Annotated in this window: 12 protein-coding genes; 9 read left to right on the top strand and 3 right to left on the bottom strand. The window is 72.8% G+C overall.

The genetic code is table 11. The features are described from left to right. Positions 1-98: 98 nt before the first annotated feature. Positions 99-1,709 carry an NADH-ubiquinone oxidoreductase-F iron-sulfur binding region domain-containing protein gene (locus ACIHEJ_RS15200; protein ID WP_400135280.1) on the bottom strand — a complete coding sequence of 537 codons (1,611 nt, stop codon included), beginning with the start codon at positions 1,707-1,709 and terminating at the stop codon, positions 99-101. Then, positions 1,709-2,977, bottom strand: a complete 1,269-nt coding sequence (locus tag ACIHEJ_RS15195) for a cytochrome b/b6 domain-containing protein (protein WP_400135279.1) — start codon at positions 2,975-2,977, stop codon at positions 1,709-1,711. Before ACIHEJ_RS15195 ends, ACIHEJ_RS15200 begins: the two co-directional genes overlap by 1 nt. A gap of 438 nt (positions 2,978-3,415) precedes the next feature. Here ACIHEJ_RS15195 and leuS point away from each other — a divergent pair, with 438 nt between their 5' ends. The 9 genes from leuS to ACIHEJ_RS15150 all read left to right on the top strand — a co-directional run bounded on the left by leuS (position 3,416) and on the right by ACIHEJ_RS15150 (position 14,868). Beyond that, positions 3,416-6,298 (top strand): leucine--tRNA ligase, encoded by a 2,883-nt coding sequence (leuS, locus tag ACIHEJ_RS15190; protein WP_400135278.1) that lies wholly within the window; start codon positions 3,416-3,418, stop codon positions 6,296-6,298. A 141-nt stretch (positions 6,299-6,439) separates the two neighbouring features. Next, positions 6,440-7,108 (top strand): hypothetical protein, encoded by a 669-nt coding sequence (locus ACIHEJ_RS15185; protein ID WP_400135277.1) that lies wholly within the window; start codon positions 6,440-6,442, stop codon positions 7,106-7,108. Between the two features lie 71 nt (positions 7,109-7,179). Next, positions 7,180-8,025, top strand: coding sequence for a DegV family protein (locus ACIHEJ_RS15180; RefSeq protein ID WP_400135276.1), 846 nt, complete (start codon positions 7,180-7,182; stop codon positions 8,023-8,025). A gap of 103 nt (positions 8,026-8,128) precedes the next feature. After that, the gene (locus ACIHEJ_RS15175) at positions 8,129-9,301 is read left to right on the top strand and encodes a helix-hairpin-helix domain-containing protein (RefSeq protein WP_400135275.1); all 1,173 of its coding nucleotides are present in this window, start codon (positions 8,129-8,131) and stop codon (positions 9,299-9,301) included. After that, complete coding sequence (locus tag ACIHEJ_RS15170; protein ID WP_400135274.1) at positions 9,298-12,048, top strand: ComEC/Rec2 family competence protein; 2,751 nt, start codon at positions 9,298-9,300, stop codon at positions 12,046-12,048. Before ACIHEJ_RS15175 ends, ACIHEJ_RS15170 begins: the two co-directional genes overlap by 4 nt. 60 nt (positions 12,049-12,108) lie before the next feature. After that, a complete protein-coding gene (locus ACIHEJ_RS15165; protein ID WP_400135273.1) occupies positions 12,109-12,945 on the top strand; it encodes an arylamine N-acetyltransferase in 837 nt (278 codons plus the stop codon). 84 nt (positions 12,946-13,029) lie between these two features. Continuing rightward, positions 13,030-13,275 carry a hypothetical protein gene (locus ACIHEJ_RS15160; protein ID WP_400135272.1) on the top strand — a complete coding sequence of 82 codons (246 nt, stop codon included), beginning with the start codon at positions 13,030-13,032 and terminating at the stop codon, positions 13,273-13,275. An 87-nt stretch (positions 13,276-13,362) separates the two neighbouring features. Next, a complete protein-coding gene (holA, locus tag ACIHEJ_RS15155) occupies positions 13,363-14,352 on the top strand; it encodes a DNA polymerase III subunit delta (protein ID WP_400135271.1) in 990 nt (329 codons plus the stop codon). Positions 14,353-14,721: 369 nt separating this feature from the next. Continuing rightward, positions 14,722-14,868, top strand: coding sequence for a hypothetical protein (locus tag ACIHEJ_RS15150; protein ID WP_400135270.1), 147 nt, complete (start codon positions 14,722-14,724; stop codon positions 14,866-14,868). Positions 14,869-15,056: 188 nt separating this feature from the next. Here ACIHEJ_RS15150 and rpsT read toward each other — a convergent pair whose 3' ends face one another. After that, complete coding sequence (rpsT, locus tag ACIHEJ_RS15145) at positions 15,057-15,323, bottom strand: 30S ribosomal protein S20 (protein ID WP_061922887.1); 267 nt, start codon at positions 15,321-15,323, stop codon at positions 15,057-15,059. Positions 15,324-15,463: the final 140 nt, after the last annotated feature.

Here is a 15,463-nt window from a genome sequence, read left to right as displayed (position 1 = left end):
CCCGATGGATGGTCCGCCTTCGGCGTGTTGCGAAGACGTCCGGCCGGACGAAGGGGGCGGGTCACCCGAGCCGGGTGACCCGCCCCCTTCGTGTGGGCTCAGCGGCCGAGCGCGCGCCGGCCGCGGCCCTGGGAGACGACCGGCAGATTGCGGGAGGGCGCCTGCCCGCGCGTGTCCTCCTCGATGCGCAGGGCGAGCGCCGGGCAGCGGCGCACCGCGCGCAGTGCCTTCGCCTCCGCATAGCGCGGCACCTGCGCCTGGGCGACGGTCGGGAAACCGTCGGCGCCGAGCTCGAAGACCTCCGGGAGGATGTCGGCGCACAGTCCGTGGCCCCGGCACAGGGTCCAGTCGACGTAGATCTTCTGACGGCTGCCGCCGGTCTCCTCGGGCTCTCCGCCGCCCGGAATGCCCGTCGGGGCCCTGCCCCCCTCGAAGAGCGGCAGAACGCCTTCCACGGGCCGCCCGCAGCCGTTTCCGAGGACATGGGCGGCCAGGTCGTCGGTGAACGCCTTGATGGTCGACTCCAGGAACATCGCCGAGCCGTCCGGGTGCGAACACGCGCCGCGCCGCTTGACGTTCTTCGCGACCTGCTTCAGCGCTTCCAGGGCGGCCGGCCCGCCGCCGTTGAGGATGTCCTCCATGCCGCGCGCGGCGGCGGGCAGTCCGAGGTAGCAGGGGCCGCACTGGCCGGCGCTCTCCTCGGCCAGCCACTGCGCCACCCGCAGCGACTCGCCCAGCGGGCAGGTCTCCTGGCTGATCGGCAGGATCGCGCCCGCGCCCAGTGAACCGCCCACCGCATCCAGCGAGTTGCGGGAGACGATCGCCTCGTTCACGGTCGCCGCGTCGATCCACTTGCCGTGGTAGCCGCCGGTCAGCACGCCCTGCGGCACCGGCGGGGCGCCCGCCAGCTGCAGCACGTAGCGCAGCGGCACGCCCGTGGGGACCTCGATCACCATCGGGCGGGCGACCGCGCCGGACACCGTGAGCATGACGGTGCCCGGTTCGTCGTACAGGCCGGTGTTGCCGTAGCGCTCGGGGCCGATGCGGGCGGCGATGGCCAGCTGCGCGAACGTCTCCGCGTTCGACAGCAGCGTGGGCGCGCCGCCGACACCGCTCTGCGAGGCGCTGATCTTGCGGCCGGGCGGGATCGCCGGTCCGCCGTCGACCGAGCGGATCAGCGAGGCGGCGGCGCCGGTCACCATGCGCACCGGATTGCGCTGCACCCACGCGCGCAGCGCCGATCTACGGCTGTTGCTCAGGCCGCGTTCGGCGAGCGCGGCCTCCATGGAGCGCTGCGTGGACTCGCGGGTGACACCGATCACGAGCGTCCGCGCGCCGAGCGCCTCGGCGCACAGCAGCGCGCCGTCCAGGATGAGATGCGGGGCGCGGTTGATGAGCACCGTGTCCTTGCGGCACGCCGGCTCGTCCTCGCTGCCGTTGACCACGACGACCGGCCGCACCCCGCGCTTGATCGCCGATTCGGCGACCGAGCGCAGCTTCTTGTGAAAGGGGAAACCGGCGCCGCCGCGGCCGCGGAGGTTGATGCCCTCGGCGAGCTGGGCGAGCTGTTCGCCGCCGAGCGGGTCGAGCGGCCCGTGCACCTTCAGGTGCATGGGCAGATCGAGCCGCTCCACAAGGTCGAAGCCCGACGTGAGCTGGGGAAGGCCGACCACGCGGACTTCGGGGACGTCGGGCAGGGCCTCGTTCACTAAAAGCCTCCGGACGGCGTGTTCCAAGGTTCGCCCGAACCCGGTCCGTCGTAGGACGTGCCGGGGAGTGTTTCGGTGGCGGGACCGCTGTACGTGTCACCGGCGTTGTACGTGCCATAGCGGCCGTTTGTCTCACCGGTGTCGTACATGTCACCTCCGCCGTATCCGGCAGTGCCCGGATTGCCATAGGCCGGGATGGTGTATCCGGTGTCCTGCAGCGGGTCGTACGCGGACGGCGGGGCCTCGCCGACCGGCGGCGGGGACGGGACCGGCCAGCTGCCCGACGTGCTGGACAGGCCGTCCACGCGCGGGACGGCTTCCGTGGCCTGCAGGTCCAGCGGCAGGTCCGTGCGGGTGGTCCGGCCGGTCGCGTACGGCTGCTGGGCGCGGCCGGGAGTGGAGACCGCGCGGTAGGCGGCGGCGAAACCGGAGGCGGGCTCCGCGGCGGGGGCGGCGGGGGACTGGTACAGCGGAGTGGAGGTGGTCCTCTCCCTGGACTCGCGCCGGCCCTCGTAGCCGGGCAGCCCCGACTCGGCGACCCGGGAGCGGCTCGCGTCCAGCTCCTCCAGGCCCGGCCGCTCCGAGCTGCCGAACATGGTCACCAGCCGGTCGGCGACCTTGCGCTTGACCGGGCGTGGGGCGGCCCGCAGCGCGAGGGCACCCATGACGCCGAGCAGGGACAGGCTGTAGAGGATCACGAAGATCGGCTTGGCCGCGCGACCCGCGTAGAGCCCGTGGACCAGGGCGGCGCACCAGGCCGGGTAGGCCAGCATGTGCATGGCCCGCCAGCGGGCGGCGACCGGGGCCGGGGTGGCGAAGTTGCTGCGCAGGGCGCCGGTGACGCCCACGAAGATCATCAGCAGGCCCGCGAGCGAACCGAGCCCGATCAGGCCGCCGATCCCGGTCACGCCCAGTGAGAACGGAATGATCGCGGCGATCACCTCCGTGTGGCCCATCGCGATCTTCGTGGTGATGTGCAGCAGCAGGAACGCGATCGAGGCGACCGCGGTCGTGCGGTGCACCGCCTGGCCGACGATGCGCTGCCGCGTGTTCAGGAAGATCCGGTCCTGGGCGAACAGGCCCCAGATCACCGAGCAGCTGAGCGAGACGAGGGACAGCACGCCTGCGCCGAAGTTCAGGAAGTCGCGGAACTGGTTGCCTCCGACCAGTACGACCACGGGTATCAGCAGCAGGACGACAGCCGACGCCACCCCATAGGCCGAGCGGCCGGGTTTGGGGAGGGAGCTGGTACTACGACGAGGGTTCATGGGGGCAACTCCGAGCAGTATCGGGAAAGCGGTCCCGCTGCCGAACTCTAGGTGGCGTCATACCGATCAGTACGAGTGTTTGCGTTATTGCGTTGTTATCAACGCACCATCTGATTGCTGGGGTGTCCCTTGGTGGGCGGTACGCGAAGTAATCCTTGACCTTGGTTCAGTTCCGCCGTGGCTTCTGGCATGTCCACAAGGGATACGGAGCTGCGGCGCCGCTTGCTCAAGCCCGTCGCGGCTTGCTCGAGGCCTGCGGTACCCTAGCGCCATGCGTGCCGTACGCCTTCTGCTTAGCGGGCCGCGCTGATCAGTACCGACCCCCGGTCGAACCGCGAGGTCGGCATCGGCGCGGCGTCCCCTCCTGTGCGAGGGGATTTTTCGTTTCTTGGAATGTCACAGCCGCAGGCAGAGACGATCGATGGAGCTTTGAGGATCATGAGCGAGACGAACCCCGCTGCCCCCGCTGCTACGTCCGCGGAGGCCGCGCCGCACCGCTACACGGCCGCCATGGCAGCCGAGATCGAGGCACGCTGGCAGGACTTCTGGGACGCCGACGGCACCTACGGGGCGCCCAACCCCAAGGGCGACCTGGCGGGCGACGCCGAGCTGGTCGCCAGGCCCAAGAAGTTCATCATGGACATGTTCCCGTACCCGTCCGGTGCGGGCCTGCACGTCGGTCACCCGCTGGGCTACATCGCCACCGACGTCTACGCCCGGTTCCAGCGCATGACCGGCCACAACGTCCTGCACACCCTGGGCTTCGACGCCTTCGGCCTGCCCGCCGAGCAGTACGCCGTGCAGACCGGCACGCACCCGCGCGTGTCCACCGAGGCCAACATCGAGAACATGAAGGCCCAGCTGCGCCGGCTGGGCCTGGGCCACGACAAGCGCCGGTCCTTCGCCACGATCGACCCGGACTACTACAAGTGGACCCAGTGGATCTTCCTGCAGATCTTCAACTCCTGGTACGACGACGAGGCGAAGAAGGCCCGCCCGATCGCCGAGCTGATCGCCCGGTTCGAGTCCGGTGAGCGCGCGATTCCGGGCACCACGCGCGCGTGGAGCGAGCTGACCGCCGCCGAGCGCGCCGACGTCCTGGGCGAGTACCGCCTGGCCTACGCCTCCGACGCGCCGGTCAACTGGTGCCCCGGTCTGGGCACCGTGCTGGCCAACGAGGAGGTCACCGCCGACGGCCGCTCCGAGCGCGGCAACTACCCGGTCTTCAAGGCCAAGCTGCGCCAGTGGAACATGCGCATCACCGCCTACGCCGACCGGCTGCTGGAGGACCTGGAGGAGCTGGACTGGCCCGAGGCCATCAAGCTGCAGCAGCGCAACTGGATCGGCCGCAGCGAGGGCGCCCGCGTCGACTTCCCGATCGACGGCGAGCGGATCACGGTCTTCACCACCCGCCCGGACACCCTGTTCGGCGCCACCTACATGGTGCTGGCGCCCGAGCACCCGCTGGTCGAGAAGTTCACCCCCGAGGCCTGGCCCGAGGGCACGCACGAGGTGTGGACCGGCGGCCACGCCACCCCGGCCGAGGCCGTCGGCGCCTACCGCGCGCAGGCCGCCTCGAAGTCCGACGTGGAGCGCCAGGCCGAGGCCAAGGACAAGACCGGCGTCTTCATCGGCGCGTACGCCACCAACCCGGTCAACGGCGAGAAGGTCCCGGTCTTCATCTCCGACTACGTCCTGATGGGCTACGGCACCGGCGCGATCATGGCCGTCCCCGCGGGCGACCAGCGCGACTTCGAGTTCGCGCGCGCCTTCGAGCTGCCGATCCACTGCATCGTCGAGCCGACCGACGGCCGCGGCACCGACACCTCCACGTGGGAGGACGCCTTCGCGTCCTACGACGCGAAGATCATCAACTCGTCCAACGACGAGGTCAGCCTGGACGGCCTGGGCGTCGCCGAGGCCAAGGCCCGCATCACCGAGTGGCTCCAGGACAAGGGCATCGGCGAAGGCACCGTCAACTTCCGCCTGCGCGACTGGCTGTTCAGCCGCCAGCGCTACTGGGGCGAGCCGTTCCCGATCGTCTACGACGAGGACGGCATCGCCCACGCGCTGCCCGAGTCGATGCTGCCGCTGGAGCTGCCCGAGGTCGAGGACTACAGCCCGCGCACCTTCGACCCGGACGACGCGGACACCCAGCCCGAGACGCCGCTGTCGCGCAACGAGGAATGGGTCAACGTCACCCTGGACCTGGGCGACGGGCCGAAGAAGTACCGCCGCGAGACCAACACCATGCCCAACTGGGCGGGTTCCTGCTGGTACGAGTTCCGCTACCTGGACCCGCACAACGACGGGCAGCTGGTCGACCCCGAGATCGAGCAGTACTGGATGGGCCCGCGCGAGGGCCGGCCGCACGGCGGTGTCGACCTGTACGTCGGCGGCGCCGAGCACGCCGTGCTGCACCTGCTGTACGCCCGCTTCTGGTCCAAGGTCCTGTACGACCTGGGGCACGTCTCCTCCGCGGAGCCGTTCCACAAGCTGTTCAACCAGGGCATGATCCAGGCCTACGTCTACCGCGACAGCCGGGGCATCGCCGTGCCGGCCGCCGAGGTGGAGGAGCGCGACGGCGCCTACTGGTACCAGGGCGAGAAGGTCAGCCGCCTGCTGGGCAAGATGGGCAAGTCCCTGAAGAACGCGGTGACCCCGGACGAGATCTGCGCCGAGTACGGCGCCGACACCCTGCGCCTGTACGAGATGGCCATGGGGCCGCTGGACGTCTCTCGGCCGTGGGACACGCGCGCGGTGGTCGGCCAGTTTCGGCTGCTGCAGCGGCTGTGGCGCAACATCGTCGACGAGAACACCGGCGAGGTCACCGTCACCGACGCCGAGCCGGACGAGGAGACCCTGCGCGCCCTGCACAAGGCGATCGACGGCGTCCGCCAGGACCTGGAGGGGCTGCGCTTCAACACGGCCATCGCCAAGGTCACCGAGCTGAACAACCACCTGACCAAGGCCGGCGGTGCCCTGCCGCGGTCGGTGGCCGAGCCGCTGGTGCTGATGGCCGCGCCGCTGGCCCCGCACATCGCCGAGGAGCTGTGGCGCAAGCTGGGCCACACCGACTCGGTCGTCCACCGCGACTTCCCGGTCGCCGACCCGAACTACGTGGTGGACGAGACCGTCACCTGCGTCGTGCAGATCAAGGGCAAGGTCAAGGCCCGCCTGGAGGTGCCGCCGGCCATCTCCGAGGAGGAGCTGGAGAAGGTGGCCCTGTCCGACGAGAAGGTCGTCGCGGCACTGGGCGGCGCGGGCATCCGCAAGGTGATCGTGCGCGCGCCGAAGCTGGTCAACATCGTTCCGGCGTGACGACCGGGCGCGGGGCACTTCCGGCATCGGGGTAGTCCCCTACGGGCAGGTTCGGGGTTCTTCCGGAACTCCGAACCTGCCCGCTGCGTTTACCGTGGAGAGCGCACAGGCTTGTGCCGAGCCTGCCGGAGGAGGAGCGTAGTGGAAGCAGTGATCGCCGTGTTCGCCCTGCTCTTCGTGCTGTTCATCGGCCTGGGCGTGTACGCCACGGTCAAGGCGGTCGGTGCCGCCAAGCGCGGCGTGGACCGGACCGTCGCACAGGCCCGCCGCACGGTGGAGGACCACACCCTGCGCGCCAAGTCCTTCGTCCAGACCGGCCCGGCCGCCGAGATCGCACAGCTCCGGCTGAAGCTGCGCACCTCCCTGCGGGCCACCCAGGAGGCGCTGCGCGTGGGCGCGGCCGAGGACGAGTCGCTGAAGGAGTCCCTCGGTCTCTTCGAGCGGCTCAGCGCGCACGGACACGAGCTGGACGCCGATCTCAGACGCCTGGAGTCCGAGCCGGACCGGACCGAGCTCGCGACGTGTCTGCCCGAGCTGCGTGACCGTACCGCACGCATCACCCGCTCCGCGGACTCCCTGCGCCGGGCCGTCCGCGACCGCGCACGCCGCTTCGGCGACGACGATCTGAGCGCACTCAGCAGCCAGATCGACATCGAGGCGGACGCCCTGCGCCACTGGACCCCGTCTGGTCCCTCGCAGACATCCCCGGCGTGGTCCTCCGAGGAGCCGGCCCCGCAGGCGATCACCCCGCCCTCGCGGCGCCCCGCCTACCCCTGGCAGAAGAAGGCGCGCCCCGAGAGCACCGCTTGAGCGCACCCGCGGGCTTCGCACCACAGGGGCCGGGCTGCCGCGCGAGCACTACGGCAGGTAACCTCCAGCTCATGTCCCGCCATGTCGCGATCGTCACCGATTCAACGGCCTACCTGCCGCCACGGACGATGGAGCGCCACGGGATCACAGCGGTACCCCTGACGGTGGTCCTCGGCGACCGGGCGCTCGAAGAGGGCACCGAGATCTCCACCCGTTCCCTGGCCCTGGCGCTGCAGAAGCGGCGCGCCGTCACCACCTCGCGGCCGAGTCCCCAGGTGTTCGCGGAGACCTACCGCCAGGTCGCCGAGTCCGGCGCGAGCGGCATCGTCTCCCTGCACCTGTCCGCCGAGCTGTCCGGCACCTACGACGCGGCGGTCCTCGCGGCCCGTGAGGCGCCGGTGCCGGTACGCGTGGTGGACACCGGCATGGTCGCGATGGCCCTCGGCTTCTGCGCGCTCGCCGCGGCCGAGGCCGCGGAGGCCGGCGGCACCGTGGACGAGGCCGTCACGGCCGCCGAGAAGCGAGCCGCGGGCACGTCCGCCTACTTCTACGTCGACACCCTCGACTATCTGCGCCGCGGCGGCCGCATCGGCGCCGCACAGGCCCTGCTCGGTTCCGCTCTCGCCGTCAAACCCCTGCTGCAACTGAACGGTGGCCGCATCGAGCTGCTCGAGAAGGTCCGTACGGCGTCCAAGGCGATCGCGCGCCTGGAGGAGATCGCCGCCGAGCGGGCGGGCAGCGCCGAGGTCGACATCGCCGTCCACCACCTCGCGGCCCCCGACCGTGCCGCCGCGCTCGCCGACCGGCTGCGGGTCCGGGTGCCGGGCCTGGCCGCCCTGCATGTCAGCGAGGTCGGTGCGGTGATCGGGGCCCACACCGGGCCCGGGCTGCTCGGTGCGGTGGTCTCGCCCCGCTGACGTTTCACTCGTGTGGGTGGCGGAGTTTTCCACAACGGGCCGGTGATCCCCGGAATTTGACCAAGATCATCGAGGGGCCGGGGAGATCCTCCATCCTCGTCGCATGGCACTTCGATCACGTTCACGCACAGCCACTCCGACCAGCGGCCCTGGCCGCGGTCCCGTCTCCGACGGCCGCATCCGCCATCGTCACGGCGCCGACCGCCGCCGCGTCCGCGGCCACCCGCCGGCACCGGGTGAGGAACTGCGCCGCCGAGCGGAGATCCTCTTCGGCGAACGAGCCGTGCGCCGACGGGAGTCGGGGAACGGCCCGCCGGACGGTCAGGACCTGGCGAGCCGGACGGACCCGACGACGGCGGGCACGGGTCAGGCACCCGGGCTGAGCGCGGCGCGGAGTCCCGCACACCCGGTGACCACGGCAGTACCCGGTCCGACCGCGCCCGAGCCGGCGCCGGCACCGAGCCCGTCCACCGCTCAGGAACCAGCGGAGGCGGACGGCTTCTCGAAGCCGGAAACGGAAAGCCCCGTGAAGTCGGACAGTCCCCTGGAGCCGGAGAGTTCCAGGGGCCCCGACTGGCGGGAGCGGGCCGGGCTGGCGTTGCGGGAGCGGATGCCCGTGTGGCTGCAGGCGCGGTGCGGTGTGGAGCGGCGGGGAGTCGTGGCGCTCGCCGTGGTGCTCGTGGCCGCCGCCGCGTTCGCCGCGCAGCACTTCTGGACGGGCCGGACCCAGTCCGTGAGCGCCCCTCAAGTGGTGCGGGCGGAGGCGCCGTCCGCCAAGAGGGGCGACGACGCGAAGAGCGGTGCGGCCGCGGGGTCCTCGGTGAGCCCCGGCGGAGAGATCGTGGTGGACGTCAGCGGCAAGGTCCGCACGCCGGGGATCCGACGGTTGCCGGCCGGGTCCCGGGTGGCGGACGCGCTGCGGGCGGCGGGCGGGGTCAGGCCCGGCGTGAGCACCGAGGGTCTCAACCGGGCGCGTTTCCTGATCGACGGCGAACAGGTGGTCGTCGGCGCCCCCGTCGGGGCGGCGCCCCCGCCCGGTCCAGCGGGCGGGGCGGCCTCCGGACCGGCGGGCGCCGGCCCCACGGCACCGGTGTCCCTCAACACGGCCACCGCGGACCAGCTCGACACCCTTCCCGGCGTCGGCCCCGTGCTGGCCCAGCACATCATCGACTACCGCACCCGGCACGGCGGTTTCCGCTCGGTGGACGAACTGCGCGAGGTCAACGGCATCGGCGACCGCCGCTTCACGGACCTGCGCGACCTGGTACGGCCATGAGCCGGGCGCTCGACGACGCGCGGCCGGGGGCCGAGGGAGCGGAAGCCGGCCCGAACCCCATGGACCTGCGTCTGGTGCCGCCCGCGCTGGCGGCCTGGGCCACCGCGGCCCTGACGCTGGACACACCAGCCGGCCGGACCGCCGCGATCGCGGTCGTCGGGCTGGTCGGCGGGGTCCTGCTGCTGGCGATACGGAGGAGGCCCGGGCCGCACCCGCGCGTCGCGCCCACCGGGACGGCACGAAGGGGCCCGCTCGCCTGGGCCCGCGCCTCGGGTGCCGCCGTGCTGCTCTGCGTCGCAGCCTCCGCGGTGTCCGCCGGGCTGCACGGGGCGGACGTACGGCGCGGGCCGGTGCCCGAGCTGGCCCGGCGGTTCACGGCCGTGACCGCCGAGGTGGAGGTGACCGGCGATCCGTGGCTGAGCCGGCCCCGGGTGCGCGGCGATCACGCGGCACCCGTGGCGGTGCTGGTCCCGGCGGAGGTGCGGCGCGTCGAGGAGAGCGGGGGGAGGAGCGTACGGACACGGACGCCGGTGTTGATGGTCGTCGACGCGGACGTCCCGGCACCGGAGGGGAGCGCCGGCCGGAGCGGGAGTTCCGGGCGGTCGCCGGAGCCCGTCGCCGAGGGCCCGCCGCAGGATTCCCCGGCGGAGAGGGGAGGGGGGCCCGGGCCGCGGTCGGCGCAGGCCGGCCGCGAGGGCACGAAGGCCCCGGGTGGCCGGCGAGTCGGAGACGGGCGTGCGGCCTGGCTCGGGTTGTTGCCGTCGACGCGGTTGCGGGTGGGCGGACGGTTGGCCCCCGCGCTCGCCGGTGGGGACCGGACCGCGGCCGTGCTGCGGGTACGCGGTCGGCCCGGGCCGCGGATCGTGGCGGCACCGAGCGGGGCTCAGCGGCTGGCGGGGCGGCTCAGGGAGGGGCTGCGGAAGGCGACCGACGGCCTGCCCCAGGACGCGCGGGCGCTGCTCCCGGGGCTCGTCGTCGGGGACACCTCACGGATCACGCCCGAGCTGGACGACGCCTTCAAGGAGACGGACCTCGCGCACACGCTCGCCGTCTCCGGCAGCAACCTCACCGTCCTGCTCGCCCTGCTCATCGGCCCGCCCGGCCTGGCCCAGCTGGCCGAACGCCGAGGGCTGGCACCCCGCCTAGGGCTCTCGCTGCGCGGGACCGCCCTGCTCGCGGGAGGGCTCACGCTGGGATTCGTCGTCGTGTGCCGGCCCGATCCGAGCGTCCTGCGGGCCGCGGCGTGCGGCGCGGTCGCCCTGCTCGCCCTGGCGGGCGGGCGCCGCAGATCCCTGGTCCCGGCGCTGGCCACGGCCGTCCTGCTGCTGGTGCTGTACGACCCGTGGCTGGCCCGCAGTTACGGTTTCCTGCTCTCCGTGCTGGCCACCGGTTCGCTGCTGGTGCTGGCGCCCGGCTGGAGCGGGGCGCTGCGCCGACGCGGAGTGCCGCCGCGGCTGGCGGAGGCGCTGGGGGCGGCAGCCGCCGCACAGGCGGTGTGCGCGCCGGTCGTGGCGGTGCTGTCGGCCCGGGTGAGCCTGGTCGCCGTGCCGTGCAACCTGCTGGCCGAGGCGGCGGTGGCGCCGGCGACGGTACTCGGGTTCGCGGCGCTCGCGACCGCTCCGGTGGCGATGCCGGTGGCCAAGGTGTTCGCCCGGTGCGCGAGTTGGCCGGCCGGGTGGATCGCCGGGGTCGCCCGGACCGGTGCCGCGCTGCCCGGTGCGGGGGTGGACTGGCCGGGGAGCTGGCCGGGGGCGCTGTCGCTCGCGGCGGTCACCGTGGCCGTCGTCCTGGCCGGACGGAGGCTGCTGCGACACCCGTGGTGGTGCGGGGCCCTCGGGGTGCTGCTCCTGCTGGCGGTGGTGCGGCCGGTGCCGTTGACCCGGGTGATCACGGGGTGGCCGCCGCCCGGTTGGCGGTTCGCGATGTGCGACGTGGGGCAGGGGGACGCGACCGTGCTGGCGGCGGGCGAGGGCGCCGGGGTGGTCGTGGACGCCGGACCCGATCCGGAGCCGGTCGACCGCTGCCTGCGGCAGCTGGGCATCACCCGCATCCCTCTCCTCGTCCTGACCCACTTCCACGCCGACCATGTGGCGGGCCTGCCCGGTGTCCTGCGGGGCCGTTCGGTGGCCGCGATCGAGACGACGGGGTTCGAGGAACCGGCGGACCAGGCCGAGTTCGTCAGAAGGGAGGCGGCCGAGCGGCACATCCCGGTCACCCGGGCCGTCGCGGGCGAGGAGCGGCGCACCGGACCGCTCGCCTGGCGGGTGCTGTGGCCCCCGCCGAGCGCCCGGCCTCCACAGGACCGGCAGGGAGCCTCGGCCTGGCCGGGTCCGGCACCGGAGCCGGACGGTCCGAACGACGCCAGCGTGGTGCTGCTGGTCCGGACGGGCGGCCTGCGGCTGTTGCTGCTCGGCGACCTCGAACCCCCGGCGCAGGAGGCCCTGTTGCGGTCCCCGGCGGCGGCCGAGCTGGCCGGTGTGGATGTCCTGAAGGTGGCCCATCACGGCTCCGCCTACCAGGACCCCGAGCTGATACGGCTCGCGGCGCCCCGGGTCGCCCTCGTCTCGGTCGGCGCCGGCAACCCCTACGGCCACCCGGCACCGACCACCTTGGCCGCGTTGCGGACCGGCGGCGCGATGGTGCTGCGCACCGACCGGGACGGAGCGCTCGCGGTCACGGGAAGCGGGGCGGGGAGCAGCGGGACCGGGAGCACCCGCGGGCAGGTGCGGGTGACGAGCGACCGCTGACACGACACCGAAGGGAGAAAGCCACCGACGGGTACGGGAAGCTGACAGCAGACTGGGCGTATGGACTCAGCACAGGTCGACGCCTATCTCCGCCGCCTCGGGGCCGTGCGCCCGGCAAGCCCCACCAGCGAGGCGCTCAGGGAGCTGCATCTGCGCCATCTCCGGGCCGTGCCCTTCGAGAACCTGTCGATTCATCTCGGCGAGGAGATCGTGCTGGAGGAGGGGCGGCTGCTGGAGAAGGTGACCACGGCCCGGCGGGGCGGTTTCTGCTACGAACTGAACGGCGCCTTCGGGACGTTGCTCGCCGCCCTCGGCTACGAGGTGGAGCTGCTCGCGGGGCGCGTGTACGGCGACGAGGAGCGGCTCGGGATCCCCTACGACCATCTCGCGCTGCGGGTACGGACGGCGGACGGGGCCACCTGGCTGGCCGACGTGGGGTTCGGGGCGCACAGTCACCATCCGCTGGCGCTGGAGGAAGGGGTGGAGCAGAAGGATCCCGGCGGCACGTTCCGGGTGAGGGCGGCCGGACCGGACGCGGCCGGGGTGACCGGGGGCGGCCGTGCGGGCGCCGGTGACCTGGACGTCCTGCGGAACGGCAGCCCGCAGTACCGGCTGGAGACACGGCCCCGGGCGCTCGGGGACTTCGCGGCCGGTGCCTGGTGGCACAGCACCTCGCCCCTGTCGCACTTCACCCGGTCGCTGGTCTGCTCACGGATCACCGAGGACGGGGGGAGGATCACGCTCGGCGGGCGGACGCTCACGACGACGGCGGCCGACGGCACGCGCGGGACACGGGAACTGGAGACGGACGAGGAGGTGCTGAAGGTGTACCGGGAGCGGTTCGGGATCGAGCTGAGCCGCGTGCCGACGGTGCGCAATCCGGACCAGGGCTCCTGAACCGGCTCGGCCCGCGCATGTGCAGGTCGGCCCAAGGGCCGGCCTGGCCGTCAAGGGGGGTGCGCGGTACCGGAGAATGGGCCCGTGAGCGATGTGCGACATGTGCTGGTGCTGCCCGACCGGGACGCCGCGGAGGAGGCGGCCGAGGCGCTCGGGGAGCGGTTCGGGACCGACGAGGAGCCCCGCCTCCTGCGGGACGCGCTGGCCGGCGAGGACGACGCCGAGGACGCCCAGTGGCTGCTGGTCCTGCGGGACGAGGCCCAGAGGCTGGACCCGGCCGAGCTGGACGCGTTCGCTGGGGAGTGGGACGGCTGGCGCGAGGAGCCGTGACCCCGAGACGGACTCCGGGACCGGTCCGGGACCGCTCAGGGTGCGCGGGCCGCTTCGTTGTCAGTGCCGCGTGGGATGCTGTAGGCGATGGCCAGGAAGACTGCGAATGACGACCCTCTCGCCCCGGTGACCCTCGCCGTGGGCCAGGAGGACCTCCTGCTCGACCGTGCCGTGCAGGAGGTGGTGGCCGCCGCCAGGGCCGCCGACGCCGACACGGACGTACGCGACCTCACCCCGGACCAGTTGCAGCCCGGCACGCTCGCCGAGCTGACCAGTCCTTCGCTCTTCGCCGAGCGGAAAGTCGTGGTCGTACGCAACGCGCAGGATCTGTCGGCCGACACGGTCAAGGATGTGAAGGCGTACCTCGGGACGCCCGCCGAGGAGATCACGCTCGTGCTGCTGCACGCGGGCGGCGCGAAGGGCAAGGGGCTGCTGGACGCCGCGCGCAAGGCGGGGGCGCGGGAGGTGGCCTGCCCGAAGATGACCAAGCCGGCGGACCGGCTGGCGTTCGTGAGAGGGGAGTTCCGGGGGTTCGGGCGGTCGGCCACGCCCGAGGCGTGCCAGACGCTGTGCGACGCCATCGGCAGTGATCTGCGGGAGCTGGCCTCGGCGGTGTCGCAGCTGGTCGCCGATGTGGAGGGGACGATCGACGAGGCGGTCGTCGGTCGGTACTACACCGGACGGGCCGAGGCCTCCAGCTTCACGGTCGCGGACCGGGCGGTGGAGGGGCGTACGGCGGAGGCACTGGAGGCGCTCAGATGGTCGCTGGCCACCGGGGTGGCCCCGGTGATGATCACCAGTGCGCTGGCGCAGGGGGTACGGGCGATCGGCAAGCTGTCGTCCGCGCGCGGCGGCAGGCCCGCCGATCTGGCCCGTGAGCTGGGCATGCCGCCGTGGAAGATCGACCGGGTGCGGCAGCAGATGCGCGGCTGGACCCCGGACGGGGTCGCGGTGGCGCTGCGTGCGGTCGCGGCGGCCGACGCGGGCGTGAAGGGCGGCGGCGACGACCCCGAGTACGCCCTGGAGAAGGCGGTCGTGACGATCGCCCGAGCCGCACGCTCCAGAGGGCGCGGCTGAGGGCCTCTGCTTCGGATCTTGCCGGGGGCGCGGGTCCGGCACGCGCATCTGCGGCGTCGTCGTCACTCGCCGACTCCCTCACGCTCGGCTTCGCTCGCGCCGGGACCCCCATCGCGTCGACTCCTCCTCCGCCTTGCCGCTGCACGCACCGGACTCCGCTCGGGTCGGCCAGAACGTGCCGTCGGGAGCCGGACCGATCCGAACCAACCCCCCTGGGCCGGCGCGGCCGGCCCCGGCCCGCGGTGCCGCGGGTGGGGAGCGGTGGCGACGCGACCGCCCCGGCCGGGAGCATGCACCGCCGGCTCATCCAGGACAGCGGCGGCAGCCTGCGCGCCGGCTCAAGAGTTCGTCGACGGCCGGGGCCGCGCCGTGGCCCTGGACCACATCCTCGCGGAGCGCGGCAGCAGGCAGGACGCCGAGGACGGCTGCCCGGTGTTCCGGATCGTCGGGGACGAGATCACCGAAATCGACCCGTGCGTGCCCGACACCGGCGGGGACGACGACTTCCGGTCGTGAGTCCGGTCATGCCGAAGGCCCCGTCGCCCACCCTGGGGAAGGGAGGGCGCCGAGGCCTTCGGATCGAGCTGGATGGACTCGCACCCGCGTGGCGAACGCAGGCCGCGTGCGAGTCCGGGGTGCCGGGCGGGAGCGGATGAGAGAGGGCCCGCTCTGGGTCCTTCCGGCGGTCAGATCAGAAAGGAGGTTCAGCCCTTGAGGGTCGCGACCTTGGAAGCAAGCGCCGACTTCTTGTTGGCGGCCTGGTTCTTGTGGATGACGCCCTTCGAGACGGCCTTGTCGAGCGCACGCGCGGCAGCGCGCTGCAGCTCGGTGGCCTTCTCGACGTCACCCGCGGCAGCGGCCTCACGGGCCTTGCGGATCGCGGTCTTCAGGGAGGACTTGACGGCCTTGTTGCGCAGCCGAGCCTTCTCGTTGGTCTTGATCCGCTTGATCTGGGACTTGATGTTCGCCACGAAGGAGCCTTTTCAGGTTCAGGTGCCGGCCCGGGAGAGGTCCCGTACCGGTGATCCAAATTTTCTCTGACGCGCCTCGCGCTGAGAGGGCATGAGGCACAGCCATCTACAGTACCAGTGGCCCAGCGACCGGCCCAAAA

The sequence above is a fragment of the Streptomyces sp. NPDC052301 genome (assembly GCF_044593395.1).
GTDB lineage: Bacteria > Actinomycetota > Actinomycetes > Streptomycetales > Streptomycetaceae > Streptomyces.
This window is presented reverse-complemented; position numbering and strand designations above follow the sequence as displayed.